Origin of the sequence: Xanthomarina spongicola (assembly GCF_003148645.1) — a bacterium.
In the GTDB taxonomy this organism is placed as follows: domain Bacteria; phylum Bacteroidota; class Bacteroidia; order Flavobacteriales; family Flavobacteriaceae; genus Xanthomarina; species Xanthomarina spongicola.
The window spans coordinates 328,649-341,227 of sequence record NZ_QGGP01000002.1 but is presented as its reverse complement, the minus strand read 5'-3'; the positions used below and the strand labels follow the sequence as shown (position 1 = coordinate 341,227).

The 12,579-nt window shown below is 30.6% G+C and carries 11 protein-coding genes; 7 read left to right on the top strand and 4 right to left on the bottom strand.

Annotation, left to right across the window (positions count from 1 at the left end):
- Positions 1-11: 11 nt before the first annotated feature.
- On the bottom strand, positions 12-1,037 hold the full coding sequence (locus LX78_RS05520; RefSeq protein ID WP_109681646.1) for a threonine aldolase family protein: 1,026 nt from the start codon (positions 1,035-1,037) through the stop codon (positions 12-14).
- Positions 1,038-1,132: 95 nt separating this feature from the next.
- On the opposite strand from LX78_RS05520, the gene prfB reads away from it, so the two are divergent.
- The 3 genes from prfB (at position 1,133) to LX78_RS05505 (ending at position 5,159) form a co-directional block, all read left to right on the top strand.
- A protein-coding gene (prfB, locus tag LX78_RS05515) for a peptide chain release factor 2 (RefSeq protein ID WP_109681645.1) occupies positions 1,133-2,240 on the top strand; the annotation gives its coding sequence in 2 pieces (ribosomal slippage) (positions 1,133-1,195 and positions 1,197-2,240; 1,107 coding nt in all).
- A gap of 3 nt (positions 2,241-2,243) precedes the next feature.
- Positions 2,244-2,585, top strand: coding sequence for an arsenate reductase (glutaredoxin) (arsC, locus tag LX78_RS05510; protein ID WP_109681644.1), 342 nt, complete (start codon positions 2,244-2,246; stop codon positions 2,583-2,585).
- Between the two features lie 117 nt (positions 2,586-2,702).
- A complete protein-coding gene (locus LX78_RS05505; protein WP_109681643.1) occupies positions 2,703-5,159 on the top strand; it encodes a TonB-dependent receptor domain-containing protein in 2,457 nt (818 codons plus the stop codon).
- A 74-nt stretch (positions 5,160-5,233) separates the two neighbouring features.
- Here LX78_RS05505 and LX78_RS14790 read toward each other — a convergent pair whose 3' ends face one another.
- Together LX78_RS14790 and LX78_RS05500 are read right to left on the bottom strand one after the other, a co-directional pair.
- Positions 5,234-5,410, bottom strand: a complete 177-nt coding sequence (locus LX78_RS14790) for a hypothetical protein (protein WP_170109802.1) — start codon at positions 5,408-5,410, stop codon at positions 5,234-5,236.
- A 97-nt stretch (positions 5,411-5,507) separates the two neighbouring features.
- On the bottom strand, positions 5,508-6,584 hold the full coding sequence (locus tag LX78_RS05500; protein WP_109681642.1) for a T9SS type A sorting domain-containing protein: 1,077 nt from the start codon (positions 6,582-6,584) through the stop codon (positions 5,508-5,510).
- 166 nt (positions 6,585-6,750) lie between these two features.
- On the opposite strand from LX78_RS05500, the gene fumC reads away from it, so the two are divergent.
- The 4 genes from fumC to LX78_RS05480 all read left to right on the top strand — a co-directional run bounded on the left by fumC (position 6,751) and on the right by LX78_RS05480 (position 11,519).
- Positions 6,751-8,148: a class II fumarate hydratase gene (fumC, locus tag LX78_RS05495; protein ID WP_109681641.1), complete on the top strand. Its 1,398-nt coding sequence runs from the start codon at positions 6,751-6,753 to the stop codon at positions 8,146-8,148.
- Between the two features lie 79 nt (positions 8,149-8,227).
- Positions 8,228-9,631: a T9SS type A sorting domain-containing protein gene (locus tag LX78_RS05490; protein WP_109681640.1), complete on the top strand. Its 1,404-nt coding sequence runs from the start codon at positions 8,228-8,230 to the stop codon at positions 9,629-9,631.
- Positions 9,632-9,730: 99 nt separating this feature from the next.
- On the top strand, positions 9,731-10,966 hold the full coding sequence (hutI, locus tag LX78_RS05485; RefSeq protein WP_109681639.1) for an imidazolonepropionase: 1,236 nt from the start codon (positions 9,731-9,733) through the stop codon (positions 10,964-10,966).
- A complete protein-coding gene (locus LX78_RS05480) occupies positions 10,950-11,519 on the top strand; it encodes a hypothetical protein (RefSeq protein ID WP_109681638.1) in 570 nt (189 codons plus the stop codon). Before hutI ends, LX78_RS05480 begins: the two co-directional genes overlap by 17 nt.
- A 74-nt stretch (positions 11,520-11,593) precedes the next feature.
- Here the strand turns inward: LX78_RS05480 and LX78_RS05475 are convergent, their stop codons facing one another.
- Positions 11,594-12,478: a chromosome partitioning protein ParA gene (locus LX78_RS05475; RefSeq protein WP_109681637.1), complete on the bottom strand. Its 885-nt coding sequence runs from the start codon at positions 12,476-12,478 to the stop codon at positions 11,594-11,596.
- Positions 12,479-12,579: the final 101 nt, after the last annotated feature.

Sequence of the window (12,579 nt, the reverse complement as noted above, 5' to 3'; positions counted from 1 at the left end):
TACATAATCACCTAAAATTTCAAAACACTTAAAACACTTAAAAAATAGTCATGCATTTGGTCTGTGTAATCCAAATGAGTGACTATGCGTAGCTTCCCTTGACCCATTCCACTTAGACGAATGTTTTTATCTTCAAGTGCTTTTAAGAATTTAGGCTCATCCCTTTTATTCTGTAATTCGAAAATAATGATATTGGTTTCAATAGGTGAAACGTTTTTAATGAAAGGCAATTCACTTAATAGGCTTCCAATTTCTTTTGCTTTTTTGTGGTCTTCAGCTAATCTGTCTAAATTATTATCTAAAGCATAAATTCCTGCAGAAGCTAAATAACCAACCTGTCTCATACCTCCACCAAGAATTTTACGTATTCTAATGGCGTTTTGCATAAAAGCTTCATCACCAATCAATACCGAACCACTTGGGCAACCTAAACCTTTACTTAAACACACAGAAATTGTGTCGAATAACTGGCCATAATCTTTAGCTGTTTCCTTTTTTTCAACTAAAGCATTCCAAATTCGTGCACCATCTAAATGAAAACCTAGATTATTAGAATCGCAAACGGTTCTTATTTTTTTTAGCTCTTCAAAATCCCAACAAGAACCTCCTCCTCTATTGGCTGTATTTTCTACTTCAACTAAAGCCGTTAATGGACTGTGATAAAAATCAGGTGGATTTATAGCTTCGACAACTTGTTCTGCCGTAAACATGCCACGATTCCCATCAATCAATTTGCAGGAAACTCCACTATTAAAAGAAGCTCCGCCACCTTCATAATTATAAATATGCGCATCTTTATCACAAATAACTTGATCTCCTGGATTGGTATGTAACTTTATAGCAGTTTGATTTGCCATCGTTCCTGTTGGAAAAAACAAGGCTTTAGGCTTTCCAAACATTTTAGCGAGTTGTTCTTCCAGAGCATTAACAGTTGGATCTTCTTTATAAACATCATCGCCAACTTTAGCTTGCAACATAGCGTCCAGCATATCTTGTGTTGGCTTAGTAACCGTATCACTTCTTAAATCTATTATCATTTGCGAAAAATTAAAGCATAAAACTATAAAATTAAATCAAGTTATATTTTATCTGCCAGTTTTAAATTTTATTTTTGTGGAAACAAAATGAAAATATGATTACTTCAGATCAAATTAAAGATCTTAATAAACGTCTAAGTGCGCTTAGACAATATCTTTGACATAGACGCCAAACTAATTGAAATTCAAAACGAAGAAGAACAAACTTTCTCACCTACGTTTTGGAACGATTCTACAGCTGCTGAAATTGTTATGAAATCGCTTCGAACCAAGAAAAAATGGGTTGAAGATTTTCAAAAAGGAAAAACCCTTGTTGAGGAACTTGAAATTATTTACGAATTCTTTAAGGAAGGAGAATCTACTCAAGAAGATTTAGAAACTAGTTTCGAAAAAGCAACAGATCTTATTGAAGATTTAGAATTTAAAAACATGCTTTCTGAAGAAGGTGATAGCTTAAGTGCTGTATTTCAAATAACTGCTGGAGCTGGTGGAACAGAAAGTTGTGATTGGGCAAATATGCTTATGCGTATGTATTTAATGTATGCCGAAAAAAGTGGTTTTAAAGTCAAAGAACTTAACCATCAAGAAGGTGACGTTGCAGGAATAAAAACTGTGACTTTAGAAATTGAAGGCGATTACGCTTTTGGATGGTTAAAAGGGGAAAATGGTGTTCACAGATTGGTACGTATCTCTCCGTTTGATAGTAATGCCAAACGTCATACCAGTTTTGCCTCGGTTTATGTATATCCTTTAGTAGATGATACCATTGAAATTGATATAAACCCAGCAGATATTGAAATAACAACAGCACGCTCTAGTGGAGCTGGTGGACAAAATGTTAACAAAGTTGAAACTAAAGTCCAATTAACACATAAACCTACTGGCATTCAAATTTCATGTTCAGAAACTCGCTCACAGCACGATAACAGATCTCGTGCTATGCAAATGCTGAAATCTCAATTATATGAAATAGAATTGCAAAAACAATTGGCTCAACGAGAAGATATTGAATCAGAGAAAATGAAGATTGAATGGGGAAGTCAGATTAGAAATTATGTGATGCATCCTTATAAATTAGTAAAAGATGTTCGTTCTGGCCATGAAACAGGCAATGTAGATGCTGTAATGGATGGACATATTGAACCGTTTTTGAAGGCCTATTTAATGATGATGGGACAAAAAACAGAAGAAGAAACCTTATAAATTATGATTAAAATATATCACAATTCGCGTTGTAGTAAATCCAGATGTGGACTTGAAATAGTTGAAAAATCTGGTAAAGATTTCGAGATAAAATCTTATTTAGAAAATACGCCTTCTAAAGAAGAGTTAAAACAGATTCTTTCTCTTTTAAATATAAAAGCCGAAGAATTAATTAGAAAGAATGAAGCTATCTGGAAAGAGAATTTTAAGGGCAAAAATTTAACAGAAGAACAACTTATAGATGCTATGATAACTTATCCAAAACTCATAGAAAGACCTATAGTTATAAACGGAAAAAAAGCAGTTATTGGAAGACCTCCAGAGAAAATTTTAGACATTATATAACTCGTCGAAATGCTTTAAAATCATTGATGTTCATTACTTTTTTATTTAACAAACTTTTAACCCTTCTACACTAAACCAAGTTCTATTTTTGCAGTCTTATATTGCAAAAATAAAATCATGAATAAATTCTTATTATCAATTCTATTTACAATTATTTCTTTCGCTACAATTCAAGCACAAAAAGAGGTTACCATAACAGGAAAAGTATTAGAAAAAATTACAGGACAGCCTTTAGAATATGCAACTGTTGCATTTTTTAGTCAAGCTGAAAACAGAATCGTTACTGGAGGTATAACAGACCAAAGTGGATATTTTAGTATTCCTGTACCAGTTGGTACTTACGATGTTTCAATTGAGTTCATCTCATTTATAAAACAAACACTTCCAAATCAGAATCTTAATTCAGATAAAAATATTGGTAACTTTAGTTTAGAAGCAGACACTCAAGCTTTAGATGAAGTAAATATAATTGCTGAAAAAACTTCAGTAGAAATTAAACTTGATAAAAAAATATACAATGTTGGTAAAGACCTTACAGTTCGTGGTGGTACTGTAAGTGATGTTTTAGACAACATTCCATCAGTTTCTGTAGATGTTGAAGGAAATGTTGCTTTAAGAGGAAATGAAAATGTTAGAATATTAATTAATGGAAAACCATCAGGCTTAGTAGGATTAAATTCTACTGATGCTTTAAGACAATTACCAGCAGAATCAATAGAACGTGTAGAAGTTATAACGTCTCCATCTGCTAGATATGATGCAGAAGGGACTGCTGGAATATTAAATATTATTTTACGTAGAAGTAAACTACAAGGCTTAAATGGAGCAGTAACAACTAGTATTGGTTACCCAAAATCAGCTGGAATTTCTGGAAATATTAACTATAGAACTGGTGATGGTGATCTTAATATATTTAATACAACAAGTTATAATTATAGAGAAGTTCCAGGAAATTCATCTTCCTATACACAATACTTTAATAAAGAGTATGATGATAATGGTAATTTAATTGTAGACAATCCAGATTCTTATTTAGATGAGACTAATGATTATGACAGAGTTAGAAAAGGTTTAAGTACTAATTTTGGTTTGGAATGGTATGTTACAGATTCAGCTTCATTAATTGGATCAATTTCATATAGAAATGGAGATAACGAAAGTAACACGACTAATACATTGATTCAGTTAGATGAAAACCAACAATTTGTTTCACAAAATAATCGTTTTGATCCTGAAGAAGAGACAGACAAAGTTATTCAGTACTCATTAAATTTTACAAAAGATTTTGATACTAGTGGAGAAAAGTTAACTATGGATTTTCAATATGAAGATAATTCAGAAGATGAATACTCTGGAGTGTTACTTGAAGGAATAAATACTGAAAATGTTGCTACACTTGAAGATCAAACTAGAATCTTATTGCAAGCAGATTATGTATTACCTATAGGAGAAAAGAGTCAGTTTGAATTAGGATATCGTGGTAATTTTAATGATCAAGATACAGATTACACCATTGAATTTCTTGATGAAAATACAGGTCAATTTGTTGTTAACGACTCTTTATCTAACTTCTTAAACTATCGTGAATATATAAATGCAGCTTATACTCAATTTGGTAGTAAAGTTGGAAGCAAGTTTTCATATCTATTAGGACTTCGTCTAGAAAGTACTCGAATTACAGTAGATCAACCTACAAGTGGTGACTATAGTAAAAATGATTATACAGGTTTATTTCCAACAGTTAACTTAAGTTATGAATTAAGTGAAGATGAGAATATAACTTTAGGTTATAGTAGACGAATTCAAAGACCTCGCTCTTATTTTATTAATCCTTTCCCTTCTAGATCTAGTATTACTAGTGTATTTAGAGGAAATCCAGAATTAGCGCCAAGTTATTCAGGTTTGTTCGATTTAGGATATTACAAAAAATTTGGTAAAGTTTCTTTAAACACATCTGCATACTTCCAACATGCTACAGATGTATTTAGTTTTATAAGTTTTGATACAGGCATTCCTGTTACAGTTAATGGTCAAGAATTTACAATTATTGAACGTACACCAATTAATTTAGCTGAAGAAGATCGATATGGTTTTGAATTCACAGTAGGTTATAATCATTCTCGTAAATGGAATATTAATGCCAATTTTAATATTTTTAAACAATCTCTTACTGGAACAGCTCCAAATGGTTTATCACTTGATAACGATAATACTAGTTGGTTTGCTAGATTAAATAATAAATATACACTACCTGGTCAAATTGAATGGCAAACTAGCTTAAGCTATAGAGGTCCATCTGAAGATGCTCAAAATAAAAGAGAAGGTATTTTTTCTACAAATATGGCATTCAGCAAAGATGTCTTCAATGAAAATGCTTCATTAGCACTTAATGTAAGTGATTTATTAAATAGTAGAAAGCGTAAAATGGATACTACTACTCCAACTTATACTGGAACTTCTGAATTTCAATGGAGAGAAAGAAGTATTACACTGTCGTTTACATATAGATTTAATCAACAAAAGAAGCGTCAACAACGTGGTTATGGTGGAGACGATATGGATTTTGAAGGATAATTAAATTCTCAAAAAACAAAGCATAAAAAAAGGAAGCCAATTGGCTTCCTTTTTATTTATAATATAAAACGAAATTAATTTAATTCACGTTTTGCTTTTTTCTCTTCTTTAATCTCTTTCATGCGCTCCATAAAAGCTCCACCAATCCAATAAGGTATAACGAAAGTTATTAAAAATATCATTAGCCAAAAACCAATTGTTAATATGGTTAAAAATGCTATAAATCCTAAGTATTGGTCAAATTCGAACATAATAAAAATCTATTTTTTTTTAATATCTATTGCAAAGATACATGAAATGGTTTTTTTACACAATAGTAATATTAAGATTTATTAACACTTTTTTACTTTATTGCTTAATAACTTTAAAATATGTTGCTTCTTTAGTCCCATCCTTCAATTTTAAATTATACATTCCTGAACTTAAACTACTAATATCTATTTGACTATTAGGCTCTAAAATTCCAGTACTTACTTTTGCTCCATTAGTATTATAAATTTCATATTGGATGTTTTCTTTTAAACCAGAAATTTGAAGATAATCTGATGTAGGATTTGGATATATCTTTTTTATTATAAATGGTAAGTTATTTTCAACACTAAGTAAAGTACTTAAGTTTTCAACCTTAAAAATATTTCCACCATCAAATCCACCAGCTATAAATAGGTCATCTTCTATTAAGAGTAAAAAACTAGGTTGTCCAATTGTTGTTGTCATAAAGTCTTCAACTTCAGGGACATCTGCATCTAAATCAATTTTTGCAATCTTATCAGCAATAGCCATACCCATCAATAAAATGTTATTATAAAATTCTAATGTATAAACGTTAGACTCTAATCCTGTTACCACTTCTTCTGGTACAGGGTTTTCATCTGTAACATTAATTTTAGACACTTTATTTGAAAATCCAAAATATAAATCGTCGTCTTTATTAGCAAAAGCTAATACCCTATCTTCAATATTGTCCAACACAATTTCAGGTTGCACAGTAGAACTCAAGAGATTAATTCGATAAATTCTATTTTGATAATTCCCAATATATAGATAGTCATCTATAACTATTAATGCGTAAATTATTGAGATTGAAGCTACATTTTGTATAGTAGGATTAGATTCGTTAATGTTTATTTTACTTAAACCTTGACCACTAGATGAAAAATACAAATCGTTATTATATAAACAAATAACTCTAGGGTATGTTAATCCAGTTAAAATATCTTCATTTACTGGATTACTATCCAAAATATCTATTTTAGAAATAGTTCCCATGCCAGAATTAGGACCATGATCACAAATAAATAGGTCATTATTTTTTAAAGCCATACCTAAAGGGTTTCCATATCCTGAAATGACTTCAATTTCTTGAGAAAATATGAAATTTACAAAAAGCAATATAATAATTGGTAGTAATTTTTTTATCATCATTTATTCATTTAAATTATTTATCTAAAGTAACAATTATCTAAAACAAAATAATACAATTGAATATATTTCCGTTATTATACTTTTTTAAATAAAAACTTAATCCATGTTCATATATTTTTTAGGTGTAAAATCGTAAATTTGTAAAAGCAAAAATATCAATTACATCATGAAATACAGAATAGAAAAAGATACCATGGGCGAAGTTAAAGTTCCTGCAGATAAACTTTGGGGAGCACAAACGGAACGCTCTAGAAATAATTTTAAAATTGGAGCTCCTGCTTCAATGCCTTTAGAAATAATTTACGGTTTTGCCTATCTAAAAAAAGCTGCTGCATATACGAATTCAGATTTAGGTGTACTTTCAGAAGAAAAACGTGATTTAATCGCTCAAGTTTGCGATGAAATTCTTGAAGGTAAACATGACGATCAATTTCCATTAGTTATCTGGCAAACAGGTTCTGGTACACAAAGCAACATGAACGTCAATGAAGTGATTGCAAACAGAGCACATCAAATTGCAGGAAAAGTTATTGGTGAAGGTGAAAAAACCATTCAACCCAATGATGATGTTAATAAATCGCAATCATCAAACGACACCTTTCCGACAGGTATGCATATTGCTGCATATAAAAAAATAGTTGAAAATACCATTCATGGAGTTATTCAATTAAGAAATACACTTCATAATAAATCTATCGAATTCAAAAATGTGGTTAAAATTGGTCGTACACACTTAATGGATGCGACACCTATAACTTTAGGTCAGGAATTTTCTGGCTATGTATCTCAATTAGATCATGGTTTAAAAGCACTAGAAAATACGTTGCCACATTTATCTGAATTAGCTTTAGGTGGAACTGCTGTTGGTACAGGTTTAAATACTCCTGACGGTTATGCTGAACTTGTTGCAGAATACATTGCAAAATTTACCAACTTACCTTTTGTTTCTGCCGAAAATAAATTTGAAGCTTTAGCTGCACATGATGCCTTAGTAGAAACACATGGAGCATTAAAACAATTAGCCGTTTCATTAAATAAAATTGCAAACGATATTAGAATGATGGCCTCTGGACCTCGTTCAGGAATTGGAGAAATTATTATTCCAGCTAATGAGCCAGGAAGCTCAATTATGCCTGGAAAAGTAAATCCTACCCAATGTGAAGCATTAACAATGGTTTGTGCACAAGTAATGGGTAACGATGTAGCTGTTACTGTTGGTGGTACTCAAGGACATTACGAACTAAATGTATTTAAACCAATGATGGCTGCCAATGTGTTACAGTCAGCTCAATTATTAGGTGATGCTTGCATGAGTTTTAACGAGCACTGTGCTGTAGGTATTAAACCAAACCATGAAGTTATAAAACAATTATTAAACAATTCCCTAATGCTTGTAACAGCTTTAAATACTAAAATTGGTTATTATAAAGCTGCAGAAATTGCAAATACAGCACATAAAAATGGAACAACCTTAAAAGAAGAAGCTATTAATTTAGGTTATGTTACTGCCGATGATTATGATGCTTGGGTAAAACCAGAAGATATGGTTGGAATTATTAAATAACGATTAAGTACTAAAAATATCGATAAAAGGTGTTATATGAAGAAATATTGTTATATTAGCTTTAACAAATAATAAAATTATGAAAAAACAAATACTTACTTTACTATTTTTAAACGCTATAATAATTGCTGGATTTAGTCAAGCAGAGGCGTTTATTACACACACTGTGGGAACAACAGCAAGTGCAAGTCCTTATGTCATTGCTTCTGGTCATTTAAATTCTGGTTCTCATCCAGATATTGTTGTTGGTACACAAACAAATAGCGTTGAAATATACATTAATAATGAAGATGATACATTTGCTGCACCAATGGTTAAAACTTTAACTCAAGTTAATGGAGTTCATATCGCAGATCTTGATGGTATTAATGGAAATGATATTCTTGCAACATCTTACGATGGTGACAAACTAGTTTGGTATGCAAATAATGGAGATGGCACATTTGCAGATGAAGCTATAATATCAAGTACTGTAGATGGCCCAGGAACTATAGTTACTGGTTTTATTGATTCTGATACTACCTTAGATATTGCATTAGCCGTATATGGAGGAGATGGAGATACAGATAGAGTAATTTGGTTTGCAAACGATGGATTACCTTGGACAGAACAAGATGTTATCCCAGCAACAGCAGGGTTAGGTTGTGGAAATATAGACATTGCAGATGTTGATGGAGATACCGATTTAGACATAGTTGTTGCAAATGTAGATACAGGAACAGTTGAATTGTATTATAATAATTATAATCCCCTTACAGATAACGACCCAGTAAGTTTCACAGAATCTGCAGGGGGAGATATTTCAACTGGAAACACATATCTGTTTGGTCTTGCTTTTGGAGATGTAAATGATGATTCTTATTTAGACATATTAAAAGTTGATTTATATGGACCACAAATAGCATATTATCAAAATGATGGTTCTGGAACATTTTCTGAGGTAATAGTTAATAATACACACCCTTATCCTTCAATTGCTTTTGTAGCAGATTTAAACAACGACTCTTATAATGATATTATTGCAGCTGATGGTTTAAATGCAAATGATGATGTTTTTTGGTTTGAAAGCGATGCTGTTGGTGGTTTAGGTAGTGAAACAATAATTAGAGATAATAATTTCCATAATCAAGTTTACGGTTTTACAATAAACGACTTTGATAATGATGGTGATATAGATATAGCAACGATTGGTTATCAAGATAATAGATTAAAATGGATTGAAAATGAATTGAATCTGCTGAGTATTCCTGCAATTGAATTATCAAGTGATGTTAGTATCTACCCAAATCCAACGTCTAACAGAATTAATTTTAAAGGAATAACTGAAAAAACAAATGTTTCAGTATACGACATATTAGGTAAGAAAATAATAAGTCAGTCTATAAATGTAAATCAAGCTTTAGATGTTTCTAAACTTCAAAATGGAATTTATATACTTAGATTAGATGATTTAAATTCAAGCTTTAAATTTGTAAAAGAATAATTTTTTCTTTTACAATATAAAATATGAAAACGCTAACATCTTTTGTTAGCGTTTTTTTATTACCAAAAAAATAAGCAACTTTGAAAAAAATACTACATTTTGTCAATTCTTATCAAAAATATTAAAGAACTACTCCAAGTTAGAGATATTCATGTACCTATTATTAAAGGGAAGGATATGAAAATCTTACCAAGCATAAAAAATGCTTATCTATTAATTGATCATGATACCATTGTAGACTATGGCTCTATGAATGATATACAAAATTTAGATGCAGACGAAATTATTGATGCCACTGGAAAAATAGTGCTTCCAACTTGGTGCGATTCTCATACGCATATTGTTTATGCTGGAAATAGAGAGCAAGAATTTGTTGATAGAATAAATGGGTTGAGTTACGAAGATATTGCTAATCGTGGTGGTGGAATTTTAAATTCAGCTGAAAAACTTCAGAATACAACTGAAGAAGATTTATACTTACAATCTGCACAACGCTTAAATAATGTTATTAAATTAGGTACTGGTGCCATTGAAATTAAATCTGGATATGGATTAACCATTGAAGCAGAATTAAAAATGCTTCGTGTTATTAAAAGATTAAAAAGAGATTTTCCTATAAAAGTAAGAGCCACACTATTAGCAGCACATGCAATTCCAAAAGAATTCAAAAATAATAAATCTGCTTTTGTTGATTTAGTAATAAATAAAATGATTCCTGAAATTGCCAAAGATAAAATAGCAAATTATATAGATGTATTTTGTGAAAAAGGATATTTCGATTTAGAAGACACAGAACGTATTTTAAAAGCCGGAATAGAACATGGACTTGTTCCAAAAATTCATGTAAACCAATTTAATGCATTTGGTGGTGTAAAACTTGGTGTTAAATATCAAGCCCTTTCAGTAGACCATTTAGAAGAACTAAATCAAGAAGATATTGATGCTTTAAAAGGAAGTAATACAATTCCTGTGGCATTACCTTCCTGCTCCTACTTTCTAAGTATTCCATATACACCAGCAAGACAAATTATTGATGCTGGATTGCCTTTAGCTTTGGCTACAGATTATAATCCAGGTTCTACACCTAGTGGCAACATGAATTTTGTAATAAGTACAGCCTGTATAAAAATGAAAATGACTCCAGAAGAAGCAATAAATGCAGCTACTATAAATGGTGCTTATGCTATGAATATTGGAAACAGGTACGGAAGTATTACTAGAGGTAAGAAAGCAAATCTAATTATTACAAAAACAATTCCAAGTTATGCGTTTTTGCCATATGCATTTGGCGAAAATCACATAGACCAAGTAATAATAAATGGACAACCATACTAAATTTGTAATAAACTCTAAAGAAGAACTTTCGCAAAAGCTTATTGAATGTGGTGTTAATAGTTTTGATGAAGCACTTACCTATATAAAAAAATTACCTTACGGACGAAACACCAATCGTAGTGATTACAGGTTGGTATTGAAAGAACAAAAAGGAACATGTTCTACAAAACATGCATTTCTAGCTGAAATTGCTAGGCAAAATAATATAACAAATGTCAAGTTATTTCTTGGAATCTATAACATGTGCGAAGAAAACACACAAGGAGTTGGTTCAGTATTAAAGAAATGGCAACTTACCTATTTACCTGAAGCTCATTGCTATTTGAAAATTAATAACATTATTACAGATATTACAAGTAATACAATTAGCTCTAAAACTTTTGAAGAATCAATTTTAATTGAAGAAGAAATAACACCAAATCAAATAGGTAGCTACAAAGAAAAACAACATCAATTCTATTTAAGGCAGTGGATTATTAAAGAATCTATAAATTATACTTTTGAAAGTATTTGGAAGATTCGTGAAGCCTGTATTAAAAGTTTATCTCAATAAAAAACCCGAAAACATTAAGCTTTCGGGTTTTTGTTATTATCAGTTCTATGGATATTAACTAATTATAACAATTTTTATTGAAGAGTAAACTCTGTTGTTGATACTAAATCATTTTCATTAAAAACATTTACAGTATAACGTCCTTTTTCAAAACCGTCACCAGATGGAGCAACAAACTCACAAATATTTAAGTTTGCATTTTCGTAATTAAATTTACTTACTAAACTATAATTAAGTGTTTGCTCACCAAACTGAATTTGCTCGTTTACACCTAAAGTATTGTTTTTTGGATCTATTACTTGTACATATAATTCTTGTTCTCCTGCATTAACTAATTTGTTTTTAGCAACAGTATAACATACTCTAATTTTATCTGAACGTCCTGCTCTTTCAGTTGGAACTAATTTTCCTGAAGATCTTTCAATAACACCAAATCCTTTTAATCCAACAGTAGTTAAAACAGCTGCATCTTCAACAACTTCAGCTAATGCTGTGTTTTGTACTAATAAAGAATCTGTAAACATTGTACGCTCTTCTAAACGAACTCTTGTACTGTCTAAAGATGTTGCTAATAAAGAATTTTCAATTTTTAACTTATCGTTTTCAGTTAATAAAATATCCATTTCTTTTTGTAGAGATAAGTACTTAGATTTATATCTCCATAAACTTTTTACGTTTGTTTCAGAAATTTTTAGAGAGTCCATTAAACCTTGAATGCGTTCTTTGGCTTCAATTAAATGTTGGTTTGCTATTTCATTATCACCAATTACAATATCATATTGCTTTGCCATATTGCTTAGGTCATTCATAACTAATTGCTTCTCTTCAATTAATTGAGCTTCAGTTTCTTTTTTATTCTTTAAAAGATCGAAAGAATAAAAAGCAGTTCCAATAAAAAGTACTAAAGCGATTCCTAAAGCAACTTTTAATCCTATGTTATTTGTTTTGTTATTTTCCATTGTTGTTTGTTTAACTTGTTTTTAAATTATTTTTTTGTTTTAGTTTTAAATGTTTCAATAAATAAAATGTAATTTTAACTACTTTAATATTCTTTTCAAAC